14 protein-coding genes are annotated in these 16565 nt (G+C 30.2%); 5 read left to right on the forward strand and 9 right to left on the reverse strand.

Translation table 11 applies throughout. The annotated features are described in order from the left end of the window. Positions 1-9 precede the first annotated feature (9 nt). Together NR218_RS08950 and NR218_RS08955 are read right to left on the reverse strand one after the other, a co-directional pair. Positions 10-2103 (reverse strand): DHA2 family efflux MFS transporter permease subunit, encoded by a 2094-nt coding sequence (locus tag NR218_RS08950; protein ID WP_070813329.1) that lies wholly within the window; start codon positions 2101-2103, stop codon positions 10-12. A 12-nt stretch (positions 2104-2115) separates the two neighbouring features. Next, a complete protein-coding gene (locus NR218_RS08955; RefSeq protein WP_048682185.1) occupies positions 2116-2763 on the reverse strand; it encodes an HlyD family secretion protein in 648 nt (215 codons plus the stop codon). Positions 2764-2884: 121 nt separating this feature from the next. Here NR218_RS08955 and NR218_RS08960 point away from each other — a divergent pair, with 121 nt between their 5' ends. Then, positions 2885-3436, forward strand: a complete 552-nt coding sequence (locus NR218_RS08960; RefSeq protein WP_049413638.1) for a TetR/AcrR family transcriptional regulator C-terminal domain-containing protein — start codon at positions 2885-2887, stop codon at positions 3434-3436. Between the two features lie 53 nt (positions 3437-3489). On the opposite strand, the gene NR218_RS08965 is transcribed toward NR218_RS08960, so the two are convergent. From NR218_RS08965 to NR218_RS08975, 3 genes are all read right to left on the reverse strand, one after another. After that, a complete protein-coding gene (locus tag NR218_RS08965; protein ID WP_049417324.1) occupies positions 3490-4695 on the reverse strand; it encodes a multidrug effflux MFS transporter in 1206 nt (401 codons plus the stop codon). A 20-nt stretch (positions 4696-4715) separates the two neighbouring features. After that, a complete protein-coding gene (locus NR218_RS08970) occupies positions 4716-6080 on the reverse strand; it encodes a zinc ribbon domain-containing protein (protein WP_019834778.1) in 1365 nt (454 codons plus the stop codon). A gap of 99 nt (positions 6081-6179) precedes the next feature. Continuing rightward, entirely contained in the window at positions 6180-6641 is a 462-nt protein-coding gene (locus NR218_RS08975) for a MarR family winged helix-turn-helix transcriptional regulator (protein WP_017174925.1), read from the reverse strand. A 171-nt stretch (positions 6642-6812) separates the two neighbouring features. Here NR218_RS08975 and NR218_RS08980 point away from each other — a divergent pair, with 171 nt between their 5' ends. After that, positions 6813-7769, forward strand: a complete 957-nt coding sequence (locus NR218_RS08980) for a YdcF family protein (protein ID WP_416346228.1) — start codon at positions 6813-6815, stop codon at positions 7767-7769. A gap of 69 nt (positions 7770-7838) precedes the next feature. On the opposite strand, the gene NR218_RS08985 is transcribed toward NR218_RS08980, so the two are convergent. Beyond that, positions 7839-8504: an ABC transporter ATP-binding protein gene (locus NR218_RS08985; RefSeq protein WP_049413630.1), complete on the reverse strand. Its 666-nt coding sequence runs from the start codon at positions 8502-8504 to the stop codon at positions 7839-7841. Then, entirely contained in the window at positions 8504-9559 is a 1056-nt protein-coding gene (locus NR218_RS08990) for an ABC transporter permease (protein ID WP_061815614.1), read from the reverse strand. The genes NR218_RS08985 and NR218_RS08990 overlap by 1 nt, the downstream gene beginning before the upstream one ends. 129 nt (positions 9560-9688) lie before the next feature. Here NR218_RS08990 and NR218_RS08995 point away from each other — a divergent pair, with 129 nt between their 5' ends. Next, entirely contained in the window at positions 9689-10363 is a 675-nt protein-coding gene (locus NR218_RS08995; protein WP_017174929.1) for a response regulator transcription factor, read from the forward strand. Then, complete coding sequence (locus NR218_RS09000; RefSeq protein WP_070508191.1) at positions 10356-11729, forward strand: sensor histidine kinase; 1374 nt, start codon at positions 10356-10358, stop codon at positions 11727-11729. The genes NR218_RS08995 and NR218_RS09000 overlap by 8 nt, the downstream gene beginning before the upstream one ends. A gap of 52 nt (positions 11730-11781) precedes the next feature. Here the strand turns inward: NR218_RS09000 and mqo are convergent, their stop codons facing one another. Continuing rightward, complete coding sequence (mqo, locus tag NR218_RS09005; RefSeq protein WP_070508190.1) at positions 11782-13260, reverse strand: malate dehydrogenase (quinone); 1479 nt, start codon at positions 13258-13260, stop codon at positions 11782-11784. Positions 13261-13570: 310 nt separating this feature from the next. Here mqo and NR218_RS09010 point away from each other — a divergent pair, with 310 nt between their 5' ends. Beyond that, a complete protein-coding gene (locus NR218_RS09010; protein ID WP_017174932.1) occupies positions 13571-14716 on the forward strand; it encodes a glycosyltransferase family 4 protein in 1146 nt (381 codons plus the stop codon). Positions 14717-14760: 44 nt separating this feature from the next. Here NR218_RS09010 and NR218_RS09015 read toward each other — a convergent pair whose 3' ends face one another. Continuing rightward, complete coding sequence (locus NR218_RS09015; protein ID WP_002448432.1) at positions 14761-16362, reverse strand: L-lactate permease; 1602 nt, start codon at positions 16360-16362, stop codon at positions 14761-14763. Between the last annotated feature and the right edge of the window lie 203 nt (positions 16363-16565).

The following is a 16565-nucleotide window of genomic DNA, read 5'->3' on the forward strand; positions in this document are numbered from 1 at the left end:
TTTTATTTATTAAAATTTATTACTTTCTTTACTCATCAATCTGTCATGTTCAGCTTTAGCACCTTTTTTACCTTTTAAGAATAAACTTAAAACGAATGCTAAGACACTTAATGCTGTAGCAATCCAAAACGCATCATTGATCCCTTCGATTGAGGCTAATTTATTTACATAAGTCAAGATAACTTGTAATGCGCCTTGTTGACCCCCATATTGTGCTGCCATTTCACGTACATGATCTTGAATGACTGGATTAGTTTTATCTAATTCAGTTGAAAATGCATTCAGATGATTTGTAGATTGAGTTGTCATTACAGTAACGAGAATCGCAGTACCAATTGAACCAGCTAATTGTCTCATCGTATTTAAGAACGCATTACCATGAGAAATTAAGCGAGGTGGTAAGGCATTGATAGCTGCAGTCATTAACGGCATCATAACAAATGCCATACCTAGTGAACGTATTACATAAATACTCATAATATGAAGATAAGAAGTATCCATATTCAGTTTTGTTAATTCATACGTTCCGTAAGTCATCACTGCAATACCGAATAAAGCAAGTGGTTTAAGACCAATAGTATCAAGTAATTTACCAGCAACAGGTCCTAATACACCCATTAATAATGAACCTGGTAATAATAGTAAACCAGAATCTAATGCTGAGAAACCACGTAAATTTTGAAGATATAATGGTAATAAAATCATACCTCCAAATAAACTCATCATTACTACCATGTTTATAATAGTAGTAAGCGTGTATGTTGGTGATTTTAGCACTTCTAAATTAAGCATTGGTGCTTTCATTGTTAATTCACGAATAGCAAATAAGATGATGAACACAACACCAATGATAAACATTATAATGATTTCAGTTGAACCCCATCCTTTATTACCAGCTTCACTAAAGCCATATAATAAAGCACCAAATCCAATTGTACTATATACGATACCACGATAATCTGCTTTTGGATTGATTGTTTTTTGATAGATTTTGAACCATACTAATCCAAATAAGAAAGCAAGTAATCCTAAGATAAACATCATATAGAACATAACATTCCAATGATAATTTTGGACGATGTAACCAGATAATGTTGGTCCAATCGCTGGAGCAAGAATCATTGCAATACCCATTGTTCCCATTGCCACACCACGTTTTTCAGGTGGGAAAATAGTAACAATTACATTAGATCCTAATGGCATTAATATACCTGCACCAATTGCTTGTAAAACACGTCCTCCCATCATAATTGGGAAGTTAGTTGAAATACCACAAACTAATGAGCCGATTGTAAATAATAAAAGCGCTATTAAAAATAGCTTACGATATGAATACTTATTAAATAAAAACGCACTTATTGGTATTAAAATACCATTTACTAACATGAATCCTGTCATCAACCATTGCCCAGTTGAAGCAGAAATATTGAACTCTGTATTAATTCTAGGTAAAGCTACATTAAGTAATGTTTGGTTTAAAATTGCGATAAACATACCAAACAACATAGCAGCTAAAATTTTACCTCTTGTAATCCCTGCACCGAAGACAAAATCTTGTGTTTGGTCTTTTATACGTTCGTTCACACGTCCTTCTTGTGAATCAGGATTAATAGGTTCATAAATAGAATCTTTGGAAAGATGTTGATTATTAACATCTCTATCATTATGATTTACTGTATCTTCAGAATGCGTATTGCGTTGTTCATCATCTGAGTAGTGTAAGGAATGTGACGTTTGTTTTTGCTCAGGATGAATTTGTTCTGAAGATGAATCTTGTTGTTCTTGTTCTTCTTCAAAATGATTTTTTCTTTTATCATTATTGATATCGTTATCTTCCTTATAATGAGATTGATCATTATTAAAGTAACGTTTTTTCTCTTCACTGATTTGAGAAGAGGATGCATTCTTTGCATCGTTATTTTGTTCTAAGTCACTCATTTTAAATTTAGATGGATTATTTTGACTCTTAGATTCTTCATTTACTTGTTGTCCCTTTGATTGATTTAATTTAGATTTATGACGTGATTTCAACACGAATAAATTAATTAAACCAACTAAAATGACCGCTGAAACGATATATCCAATAATGAAGGTCACTGTCATTTTATGACCTCCTTAGTCTTTATGGATTTTAACTTCAGCGTTCATTCCAGGAACAACATTTTTAGATGGTTGTGAATCTAAAGAAATTTTCACAGGAATCACTTGTGAAACTTTAGTATAGTTACCGTCACTGTTTGATGATGGCATTAATGAGAAACTATTTGCAGTTGCTTTTCCGATTTCTTTAATTTTACCATCGATTTTAGAATCTTGACCGTCGATTGTTACATCAACTTTATCGCCTTTTTCAATGCTGCTTAAATCATTTTCATCGATATTAGCTGTAATGTATAAATCATCTAAATTATATGCATAAGCAATTGGTGAACCTGCTTGAGCGATAGAGCCTTCCATTCCATCAGTTTTAGCAATTGTACCATCTTGTGGCATTTTAATTTTTTGATCTTGAGTTTGACCATCTTGACCTTGAGCAGTTACTTCTGCCACTGTGTCACCTTTTTTCAATTGATCGCCTTGTTTTGCGTCAAAAGATTTAATTTGTCCAGATGCTGGACTCGCAATTTTAATTTGATTACCGTCAACTTTAGCATTATCAGTTGTTACATAGCTAGTTGCATTATGATAGAAATAAAATCCAACTACTCCGATAATAACTAAAGCAACGATAGTAATGATATTGATTAACACCATTTTCTTCATTGAACTTTCCTCCTATTTGCTTTTAAAAATCACTTTATATATTATAAAGACATATCAATAAAAAAAACACCAACAAAACTTAAAAAATTGTCGGTTATTCTTTTTAATTTAGGTGACATACATGAAATTAAAAGCGAAATATAAAATTATAATAAGTATGATCGATTTGCTAGAAGATTATCCTTTCGAACAAATTTCAATTAAAATGATATGTGCAAAATGTAAAATTAATCGTTCAACCTTTTATGATAATTTTCAGGATAAATACGACTTATTGTCTACAATCCAAAGTTACCATTTAAATAAGTATGAAAAATTATTAAAAGCACTTTCTAATAATTTTCACAATATAAAAAAAGAGCCTGAAAAAGTATTTAAGTTCTTCCATATTATTCTCAAATATATATATAGAAAGAAATCTTTTTTCCACGCTATTTTCATCTCAAATCCAAATAAAAGTTTAACTATGGACTACTTAGATATTACAAAGAAATATTACGCTAAGATTTTAGTTGAAAATGAAACTTTAATTCAAAATAGAGAACTTTTTATTTCTTATACCGTTAGCGGTCAAATTGGAGTAATTCTTTATTGGCTAAGAAGTGGTTGCCAAGAAAGTCCTAAAGAAGTAGCAAATTCTTTATTATCCAATACAATTAAGTTACAGAGATAATAAAGAAGGGAGCAAGACAGAATCAAATTAAACTCTGTTTTGCTCCTTTTTATTTATCTTTTTGTTTTAAACACTTTAAAATTAATAAGGTGTAAAATAACAAGGATTACAATTGCACTAATAATGATTGTTAGATAAGGCATACTGTTATATTCTCCTTTTACATTTACCAAAGGTGTAACAATACCTCCAAATAAAAATTGTACAAGTCCTAATAAACTTGAAGCACTACCATTACCAGTGGTACTTTCCTCCATCGCAATAGAAAACCCTAAAGTAGCTACACCTGTAACTGGAGCTACTAATGTTATAAAACCAATCACTAAAAAAATGAATGATCCATGTTGGATGAGCGTTAACGAAACTATACATACACCAATAACTTGGATACATGTCAATAACCTTAAAAGTGTTTGCGTATGAATATAATCTACTAATTTTCCTGTTAATTGACTAGAGACGATTAATGTTATTCCTATTCCAGCAAACATCCAACTAAAATGCAGTGGAGAGACACCATAAATTTTTTGAACTAAAAACGGTGAAGCAGAAATATAACTAAATAATAAAATAAATGAAACACCTTGTATGAGCATGGGTAGCACAAATCGTGGTGTACCTAATAAGCTTTTAAAATTCTGAAATATCACTTTGATACCACTGCTATCTCTATACTCTAAACTTAACGATTCTGGTATTTTTGTTAGACTCCCCATTACCATTAATATACCGAAGATAGTTAATATAACAAATATGACTCTCCAAACTGCTACACTTAAAATGATACCTCCAAGCGCAGGCGCAATAACCGGAGCAACACCATTAACTAGCATTAATAAAGATAGGAATTTAGTTAATTCATTACCTTTATATAAATCACTTGCAATGGCTCTTGAAATAACTGCCGCGCCTCCCCCAGTAATACCTTGTAAAAGTCTTAAGATAATCATAAGCCATATGTTATGAACAAATATGATTCCGAGACTTGCAAGAGTAAAAATGGTCATAACGATAATTAAAGGTTTTTTACGCCCCAAACTATCGGAAATCGGTCCTACAAATAAATTACCAATTCCAAGACCAATCATAAAAAACGATAGTGTTAATTGAGCATGAGCTGTCGTAGTGTTGAAATCATTTTTCAATTCAGGTAAACCGGGTAAGAACATATCAATCGCTAAAGGTCCTATAGCAGTCAACATACCTAGAATAATAATAAATAACAAGGAATGCTTATCTTGGTTATGTCTTTGTTCCATTTAAATATTCTCCTTAGTATCTATTTAATGTTTATAATTTGTAATATTCCATTATCTTTATTTTCTTCTATTTCATAAGTGACATATTCTATTTCTCCGCGTTGATTAATTTGTTGTACTTTAGCTTTAATAATATCTCCACTTTGAGTTGCACTTAACAACTGTGAGAACTCAAAATGCTTTGAATCACTTAAATGATTTTTTATATCTATATATGCATCAGACTTATTTTTTAGAAATGGACTTATTATATCAAAATTTTGTTGATTAATAGCATTATTTAGAGCATAAGCATATTGATTAAAAAATGGTTCTAACGTAACTCTAAGTATACTTTCTTCTTCAGTTTTCTTTGAAACATAATCAGAAATTTTATCTTCATCAAAGTCCAGTATGGCACTATTAATGTTTCCTAAATCTTTTGCTTTTATTGTTTTACTTGTAGACGTAAATGTTTTGTCTTTAACCATACCTGTAGCTGAAACACTAATGTCTTTATTTTGAGGATATGGACCATATATTTTTGATGCATCATATTTCATTTCTTTATCATTAATAGTTACTTTTAATGTGTTTTTATCTAAGTCACTTTTACCCTTTAATTTAACTTTAAGTGCAGCTTCGTTAAAGTTCTCATTAACATCCACAGTATTTCCTTTAGCATATCTAAAATCAAATTTCATTTGACCTGTAAAATGACCATATTCCGTGTCTTTTTCAGCATCGATAGCATAAACACCTGGAATGTATTTGCCAATAGAAGTTGCTTGATTCGCCTTTGCATGAATGACTCTACGTTTTCCACCAGCTTTAAATTTATATTTTGTATCTATTTTCGGCTTAACAATAACCGTTTTTGTAGGTGGTCTATAACTCATATTATTAAAGATTAAAAAACGCGTTCCATTTTTACTAATTTTTAATACATTTTTATCTGTTTTTGTTTGTATATAGGCAGAATCATGATTACTTTTATTTAATTTATCTGTTGTGTGTTTGACATCGTGAATAAATTTCATCATTCCAACTTCATCTTTAATATATTGAATATAAACACTTGCTTCTTCATCATCTACAGGAACATCTTTAGTACTAATTAACGTAGCTACTTTTTGAGCATCGTTGTTATCAATTGCGTTTACAAGAATTTTAGTTTGAGCTTCGGGGGAATTGAAATTTCTTAATAGTATGAAAACAATACCAATTAAAACAACAATGAAAGCTATAATGACCCACGGAATAAACTTTTTAAATTTTAAATTAGATTGTTCTGATTGAGAGGACGATGTTGCTTTATTTTTTTCTTTTGGTATCATATTTCCACAATTAGAACATTGCTTATCACTTTTATTTAATTCTTGTCCACAATAAGGACATTGTTTCATTTTCTCATCAACTTCCTCTCATAAGATGCAATGTCATTTATATTTTTCACACAAATATTATAACCCTTTTTTCTTGTGGAGATAACTTCCGATTAACGTTTATTTTACCTTAGCATTAAACTGCTTCACACGTTCATCTATAATATAAAGCACACTCAGAGCTTTTTCTATATCACTACTAGATAAGTCTTTAACCATATCATTCACAATTTGACTTATAATTTCGTTATTTTCTTCCGTATATTGGCGCCCTTTCTCTGTTAAAACAATATACTTTAAACGTTGATCTATTTTATCGTTAGGCTTCTGTAATGCAACAAAGTCACTTTCTATTAATTTTTTTATACGACGACTTACTGCCGCTTTATTAACCCCTTGTTTTTCAGTAATTTCTGTTATAGATAAAGCTTGATGATGACTAAGTAATCGTAGTACATTCGATTGCTCAGTAGAAACACCATATTTTACTTGTTGATCTTTTAAAAGTTTAGACGTTAATGTATTTGTATCGTCTATGAAATGTTTCATAAATTCAATATGATTTTTTGAGATTCTATTCATTACAAATCTCCTTACTTAAATAATTTCATATATTATGTAGTTAATTTTTATACTCTGTTAAATAATATCAATAATTTTCCACGTTGAAAACAAATAGAAAAATATAATAGTTGCTAAATTGTGACCCTTTCATTACATTTAAATATATAAATAGATATGAGGTTATTAAATATGCTAGCAATCATTTTATTATTTATTGTTTTAATTATTATCCTAAGTGTTTTGTTTAATATAAGACATTTTATCTCCCTTTCTTTTTTTATTACAAGCGTGATATTATGTTTCACCATTAATCTCATTAATATCATGACCATGACTCTACCAACTGGATTGTTTATATTAATTATCATTTCTACCATCGGTTTGCTTGTCAAACATTCTCATCTATTTAAAATAAAAAAAGGAACCCGTTTCTTAAACAAAATGTTTCGTAGATTAATAAATGGTGTCTTATTTATTGGTATATTTATATATCTTAGTACAATACCATTATCTATTTTAAATGGCATGTTTTTATGGATTGCTTTAATTTTATTTAGTGCTTGTTACACTTTCATTATATATTTAATTTTTTCTTCTGCATTTGGACGTGCTAAAACCCATAAACAATATGATGTGATTCTTATACTTGGCGCAGGTATATTCACTGAAACAATCACTCCTATGCTAGCCTCTAGACTGGATAGAGCTTTAAAAATCTATAAAGTACAGTCGCATAATTGCAACATATTGGTAAGTGGTGGTCAAGGTCCTGACGAACCAATTTCAGAGGCCTTAGCAATGAAGAATTATCTCATTAAATGTGGTGTGTCATCTTCTTCAATATTGATGGAATCACAATCAAGCAGTACATATGAGAACTTTTTATATTCTAAATCTTTCATTAATACATCGTTTGAAAATGTCCCTAGTATTTTATGTGTGACGAGTCAATTTCATATTTTAAGAGCCTTACGTTTTGCACAAAAGTTAAATATAAACATAATAGGATTAGGAAGTTCAACGCCTTATCATTTTCTAGATAAAGCGCTCTTACGAGATTTTCTTTCACTTATATATCAATATAAATTACTTTTGACTTTGTATTTAGTCGGAGTATTTATAGCATCAATTTGGATATTACTTTAATATACAAAAAGTCTGGATCATTTTCTTATATGATCCAGACTTTTCCATAGTATGAATACTATTCACTTTTTAATTAAGTATTTTGCCGTCTTCTAATTTTACAACGCGATCAGCATAGTCAAATAATCGCTCGTCATGTGTAATCATAATACCTACCATCTCTTCAGATTTTATACGTTCCTTAATCATCTCTACTACTTTCGTAGCACGACTTGCATCTAAACTTGCTGTTGGTTCATCTGCAAGAATAATTTTAGGATTATTTGTAAAGGCACGCATAATTGCTACACGTTGCTTTTCTCCTCCTGATAACATATGTGGAAATGCATCCAAACGATCTTTGAGACCAATTTCTGTTAATAAATATTTAGCATTTGAAACGGCTTCTTTTTTATTTACTCCCGCTTCCTTAGCAATAACAGTGAGTTGTTCTTCAACCGTTAGATAAGGCACAAGATGTGACGATTGAAAAATAAAACCAATATCATTAAGTCTTAATTCTGTACTATTTTTATAATTTGAATACAAATCATGACCTTCATATAATATCTTACCATCAGTAGGTGTTAACAACCCACCTAATATATTTAATAGTGTCGATTTACCTGAACCTGATGCACCATTTAAAATAATAAACTCTCCTGGTTGAACGTCTAAATTAATATCCTTTAATACTTTTGTCTTCGCTAAACCTTCTCCAAATGTTTTACTAATATGTTCGAGTTTTAATGTCATTATTCCATACCTCCAATAGCATCAATTGGATCCACTTTTACTACTTTGATAAATGATAGTAAGGCACCGATACATCCTACAATAAGAAAAATAACAATCATTAATAAAATTGTACCGTAACCTAAATAAAATGGCATAGTCACTGGCATAATTAAACTTAATATTAAAATAAGTACTGTGGCTAAAATAACACCAACCATGGTAGTTAAAATAATCTCTATAATTAATGAGCTTAATAAATGTCTCGTTTTAATACCTACTGCTTTTAATATGCCTATTTGTGAGATTTTTTGAATGGTCATAACATAAAAGAATGCACTTAATACAATTGCTGTAATCACAAACAAACTAATTATCATTAAATTCAATGGCATTTGTTCTGTTTGGTAACTTGCAATGTTATCAGTCAATGTTTTTTCACTAACAGTTGTTACATTAGAAATATCATTAATTCTATTTTTATCTTTTTTACTTAATTCTTTAACTGGATAGAATGTAGAATAATTTTTATTAAGCGTTTTAAAATCTGAATGATTCATCATAACCATTGAACTATGAGAATACATTGTATCTTCAATAATACCACTTACTTTATAAGCTTCTTTATGACCTTTAAACTTAATCATATCTCCTTTTTTTACATCTTGTCCCGTTAATTTATCATTTATTGCAACTTCATGTGAATGATTAGGATAGCGACCTTCTTTTAAAGAGGGACGATCTTCTTTAGAAGTAGAGAACGTAAGAATATCTTGATCTTGTTGTTTTAATTTTAATGTTTGTGGTCCAAGATGTGTTGCTTGTTGATTTATAATATCTTCTATCTTATTTTGTTGATTTGAATCAAGTTGTGATGTTTCAATTTTAGGTTCTTTCATTTTTTCAATAATATATGTTTGTGCATTTTGATTATTTAAAAATGACACATTTTCTCTCGCTAAACCTTGAGCTAAACCATTAATAAATAATACCATACTCCCTAGTAAGAAGATGATTAGCATAATTAATATATATCGAAACTTATAAAATTTTATTTCTTTCCAAGCTAAATTCATTTCTTTTTCCTCCCTATTTATCTTTATTAAACAGTATAGAGAGTAAATATGAACTGAATATGAACAACAAAGAAAATTGTCTTAGATTTTAAAGATTCGTATAATAATTAGAAAAGGAGCGAAAAGTAAATGATAAAATGTTTAATTGTAGATGATGATCCAAAACTCTTGCATTACGTTTCTAAACATTTAGAAGCGGATCATATAAAAACCGTGACACATTCGAGTGGAGAACAAGCATTAAAATATCTTAATCATCATCGCGTGGATATCGCAGTTGTAGATATTATGATGACAGGTATGGATGGATTTGAATTATGTCAATTATTAAAAGATCACTATCAATTACCAGTTATTATGCTAACAGCACGAGATGCATTAAGTGATAAAGAACGCGCATTTGTCAGTGGCACAGATGACTATGTAACTAAGCCATTTGAAATTAAAGAATTATTATTTAGAATTCGTGCCGTTTTGCGTCGTTATCAAATTAATACACAAAATAAGATTGAAATAGGAAATGTCATTTTAAATGATGAATTTATGGAGGTAAGTGTAGCATCTAAAAAAATGAATCTTCCTACTAAAGAATTCCAACTCCTATTTTTATTATGCACTCATCCAAGACAAATTTACACAAGAGAGTCTATTATTGAAAAAATTTGGGGTTTCGATTATACAGGCGATGAAAGAACAGTAGACGTTCATATTAAGCGTTTAAGAACACGGTTAAAAAAATTAGAGGCAACTATTGAAATTCAAACAGTAAGAGGCCAGGGATACAAGGTGAATAAAGATGTTTAAAACATTATATAGTCGCATTGCGATTTATACTATTACTGTGATTATTTTTAGTGCATTAGTTAGTTTTTTCATAGCAAATATATATTATCATTTCAATCTCAAAGAAAATAATGACACTAAAATTATGCGTACGTTAAAAGAAGCTCGTACATACGAACATCAACTTCCTTCAAAATACGTAAAGTCTTATTTTCAACATTTAGGACAAATGAATTATCAAATCGTTACCGTCGATAAACAAGGACAAAAAACATTTTATGGTGAACCTTTTAGAAAAGATACACTGTCCTCATCATCTATTAACCAAGTTATGCGTGGTCATGATTATCACGGTATAAAAAACAAACCTTTTGAATTATTTGTGACAGGTTTCTTTGATAACGAAACAGATAACACGGTGGGCATAAGATTTTATGAAGACCATGAACCTATAGCAGTATTTATGCGGCCAGATATAGGTAAAACATTCGGCGAGTTTAGAATATTTTTATTTGTATTACTTATTTTCTTATTGCTGATATCTATTTCGCTTGTTATTGCTTCAACATACTCGATCATTAAACCTATTAAAAAGTTAAAATTGGCGACAGAACAATTAATGAATGGGAATTTTGAAACACCCATTTCTCGTACACGTCATGATGAAATTGGAACTTTACAGTTTCGCTTTGATACCATGCGTCAGTCATTAAAACAATTAGATGACATGCGTCAGCATTTTGTTCAAAATGTTTCACATGAAATTAAAACACCTCTTACACATATTGAAAGACTATTAACTGAATTACAATCTGCGCATTCAGAAGATGAACGTCATAGTTTAATCAATGATATTCATTTAGAAATTACACGTCTTAGTAACTTAATAAAAGAACTACTATTACTATCTGAATTAGATAATGCGAATCACTTATCTGTTGACGATAAATTAGAATTATCTTCACTCATTACTGATATCATTCGACATGAACAATACACGATTGATGATAAATCATTGATGTTATTATCTGATATGCATAACATATATTTCCAGGGAAATCGTCGCCTTTTACATCAAGCATTTTCGAATCTAATTCAAAATGCTATTAAATATTCAGATATAAATGGCATTATCGATATTACTTTGAATCAAGAAAATAATCATATTATTTTTGCGGTAACAAATGAAGGACAAACTATTTCTAAACAAGCGATACCACATCTATTTGATCGTTTTTATAAACTCAATGCTAGTGATAATAGTAATGGTTTAGGACTAGCAATTACTAAGTCCATCATTGATTTACATCACGGTAAAATATGTGTATCTAGTAATTCTGAAAGTGGCACGACATTTAAAATTCTATTTCCACATACCCTATTTTAACTTATTAGACAAAAACAGGCAGTGTTAAAAAGGACACTACCTGTTTTTTTGATTATTTCACATTTAAATATTTTCTTACTTCTTTATTTACTGCGTTATAAACTTCTTCATGCTCATTAAGTTTAAGTCCATACGATGGAATCATCTCTTTAATTTTTGGAATCCAAGCATCAAATTCATTTTTGTAACAGCGTTTTAATACATCTAACATGATATCGACAGCTGTTGAAGCTCCTGGAGAAGCACCTAATAATGCTGCAAGTGATCCATCATCAGAAGTAATGACCTCTGTACCAAATTGTAAGTTCCCTTTACTATCTTCTGTATCTTTAATCACTTGAACACGTTGTCCAGCAATAACAACTTCCCAATCTTTGTCTCTAGCATTCGGTAAAAAGATTCTTAAATCATTCATTCGATCTTTATGACTAAGCATTAATTGAGAAACTAAGTATTTAGTTAAATTGAACTCTTTAACTCCTGCTGTTAACATCGTCACAATATTATTCGGTTTAACAGAGCGAATTAAATCTAAATTTGATCCTGTTTTCAAAAATTTAGGTGAGAAACCTGCAAACGGTCCAAATAATAGAGAGCGTTCTCCATTTACAAATCGTGTATCTAAATGTGGTACAGACATCGGCGGTGCTCCAACATCTGCTTTACCATATACTTTTGCATAGTGACGTTCAATAACGTCTTCGTTTTTACAACGTAAGAAAAGACCACTTACTGGGAAACCACCTACATGTTTAGACTGCTTAATTCCAGTTTTTTGTAGAAGTGGAAGACTTGCTCCTCCAGCACCGATGAACACAAACTCAGATTCAAACGTATGAATTGTATTAGAGTTCAAATCTTTGACAGTCACTTTCCAATAACCATTGTTCAATCGTTCAATATTTTGAACTTCTTGATGATACGTAACGTCTACATTACGTTCTTTTAAATTAGAAATTAATTTTTTAGTGAGTGCTCCAAAGTTTACATCTGTACCAGTTTCATCACGAGATAATGCAATAGGAACGGGTGATGTTCTACCTTCTACCATTAACGGCACCCATTCATCAATTTGATCCCGATCTTCTGTGATTTCCATTTTTTGAAATAAAATATTTTCTTTTAAAGCTTTTACACGTTTTTTCAAAAAGTCTACGTTTAAAATACCTTTAACAAAGCTCATATGTGGCACAGATTGAATAAAATTACCTGGATGTTCTAGTTGACCAGTTCTGACTAGATAAGCCCAAAATTGTTTAGATACTTGGAACTGTTCATTAATTTTAATTGCTTTTGTTACATCAATACTGCCATCTTTATTTTCTTTTGTATAATTCAATTCACATAGAGCTGAATGTCCTGTTCCAGCATTATTCCATACATTAGAACTCTCCTCACCTGATTGTTCCAATTTTTCGAAAATTTTAATTTCTTTTTCTGGAGATAAGTCTTTTAGTAATGTTCCTAATGTTGCGCTCATGATTCCGCCACCGATTAAGATGACATCTGTTTTGCTATGTTCTATACTCATAACAACCCAGTCCCCCTTTTATAATTACATCTTCAGTCGAAATAAATACGACCATTTTCAATTTAAAACGCTTTCTTTAATTGATAAAAAATAAATATTAATTTGACGTTAAAAACGTAAACAAAATTTTAATTACTATAGTAATTATATACATAATTTCTCTTTGAAAAAAGTATTTACACGAATTATTACATTATGTCATCTCTGTTTTCAAAAATATTTTAATTTTATTATAAAGCCCACAATATTTATACAGTTGGTTTATTACATGCTATAATTTTTATAATATTATTAATAACGAGGTACAATCATGAAATCATTTACTTTTTTAATGCATAATATATATGCTTTAGGTGGCACAGTTAAAGCAATGACTGAATTAGCAAATACCTTAGCGGACAAAGGTCATAACGTTAAAATTATCTCTATTTTTAGAGCTAAAGATAAGCCTTACTTCAAACTTAATTCTTCTATTAAAATAAAACACTTAGTTGATTATAGACTAAAACCACAAAATGTGATTTCTATCTTCATGAATCGGCTTAATAAATACACTCCTTTATTAAAGCCTATCTACCTTTCAAAACATGAGCCTGGTTTAAATCAATTCTCGAAGTATATTGAACATAAATTGATACGCGCAATTAATGATATAGATACCGATGTACTCATAGGTACAAGAGCAAGTTTTAATATATTTATTTCTAAATATTATCATGGACATGCAATGACAATAGGTATGGAGCATATGAATTTAAATGCCTATCCCAAAGCGTATCGACAAGAAATATTAGATGCTTATCAACATCTAGACGCACTAACCACTTTAACTCATACGGATAAAGACCATTATGAATCATTCATTAAAACGCCTGTATATGTCGTTCCTAATATTATTCGCACTAAAAAATTAAATCTACCTAAAAAAAATGTTATTTTAAGTGCCGGACGTCTAGAATATGAAAAAGGTTATGATATTTTAATCGAAAGTGTCCAACTCATTAAAGATACGCTTAGACAGAAAAAATATAAAATTGAGATTTATGGTGAAGGTCAAGAACATCAACATTTACAAGAAACTATTAATCATCACCAGCTTAATGACTTAATAACTATATATCCAGCTACTCAACACCTTAATGAAAAATTAGCGCAAAGTCGAATGACTGTCGTTCCTTCACGAAATGAAGGGTTTGGAATGGTCATATTAGAAGCAATGGCTCAAGACAATATTGTTATTAGTTTTAAAGATACACTTGGACCTTCACAACTGATTCAACATAATAAAAATGGTTATTTAGCAGACTATGCGAATGCACAATCATTAGCAAAATATATTGATCTTGCTATTCAAAAGAAAGAGCATTCAGAAAATATGATTGAAGCAAGCCATCAAACTCTTGAAAGCTATTCTCCAGATAAAATCTATAATGCTTTTTATTCTATTTTCAAATAAAAAAAGGATTGCAATTCTCCGAATTGCAATCCTTTTTATTATAACTACATAAACATTGATAAAATAAATGTCCAAATACAGATAAATATCAATAAAGCAACACTGTATTTTAATGTCATTTTAAGTAATTCTGATTCTTTACCCACTTGTTTTACAGCTGCTGTTGCAATCGCAATTGATTGTGGAGATATAAGTTTTGCAGCCACACCACCAACAGTATTCGCTCCAACAAGTAACGGTGCACTTGTACCAATTTGTTGGGCAACTGAAGCTTGAATTGGTGCGAATAATGAGTTGTTATTTACAACAGAACCAGTCATGAACACACCAATCCATCCTAAGATTGGAGATAAAATTGGGAACACGCCGCCTGCTTTTGCGATACCTTGACCCATTGCAGCACTTAAACCACCATATGTAGTGATTTTAGAAATTGCTAAAATGAAACAAATAGTTAAAATTGGTAACCATAGTTCTTTGAATGCTTCTACGAACAAACGTCCTGCATCACCGAAATTAACTTTTTTAGACATTAAAACTGTAATAATAATTGTAAGTAAAATGGCTGTACCAGTTTGACCAATAAAATTAAAACTTAATGTAATAGGTTTATGTGCTACATCACTGTATGTTCCTGGTAAATTAAAGTTAAATACCAATGCTGATAAAGGACCATTTGGTGCAAATAAGTTTTTAAAGAATGTTGCACTCCAAATCATTACAATTACAGTTAAGATAATGAATGGGCTCCATGCATATAAAATTTCTTTACCACTATGTGGAGTAACTGCTTCTGGTTTAACATCTTTTTGTATTCTAAAAATATTTTTAGGTTGGAATTTTTTAGAGAATACTGCTAACACACCCATAGTCACTAATGGTGGAATGATGTCAGCTAATTCTGGACCAACAAATACTGTAATTAAGCCTTGTAATACTGTATAAGTAATTGAAGCTACTAAAATTTGTGGTAATGTTTCCTTAATACCTTTAAAACCATCAATAATAAAGATTAATAAGAATGGAATAATAAAGTTAATAATTGCTAAAGTAAGTGTAGACACTTGAGACACGCTCATTGCTTCAACATGTCCTGGTAAATGAAGTGTATTCACAATACCAACTGGAATACCAATTGCACCGAATGCACCTGAAGCAGCGTTGGCAATTAAACATAACATAGCTGCTTGTAAAGGTTTAAAACCTAGTTGTGCAAGTAATAATGCACAAATTGCAATTGGCACACCGAAACCTGCAGCACCTTCTAAGAAGCCATTAAAAGCAAAACCAATTAATAATAATTGAATACGTTGGTCTTGTGAAATGCTCATAATGCTATCTTGAATTGTACTAAATTGACCAGATTCTTGAGTCGTTTTATATAATAAAACGGCCATAATAACGATATAACCAATTGGGATAATACCTTGATAGAATCCTTCTATTACACCACCTGTAGCAATACCACCAGGTAATTTAAAGAATGGCAATGCAATAAGTAAAGTAACTACTAAAGTAGTGATTGCTGCATAAATCCCTTTCATTTTAAACACAGTTAAACATAACAAGAATAAAATGATTGGAATTGCTGCAATTAAACTAGATAACGCTAAGTTACCAAAAGGGTTAAAAGAATGTACTAACATAGTTTAAACGCTTCTTTCCTTAATATTTTATTATATTGATGAATTATCTAGCTAAACAACTAAAAATTCACTTTTATAATTTTAACAGGTATTCACAAAAATTAACATATTGTATTCAAGTTAAAATTAGAATATTACACTTTTTATTTTTGTGAATATTTTCACAAAAATAATATAACATTTCTTATCACAATTGACAATAC

This window comes from Staphylococcus sp. SUC_1.2, from assembly GCF_026222585.1.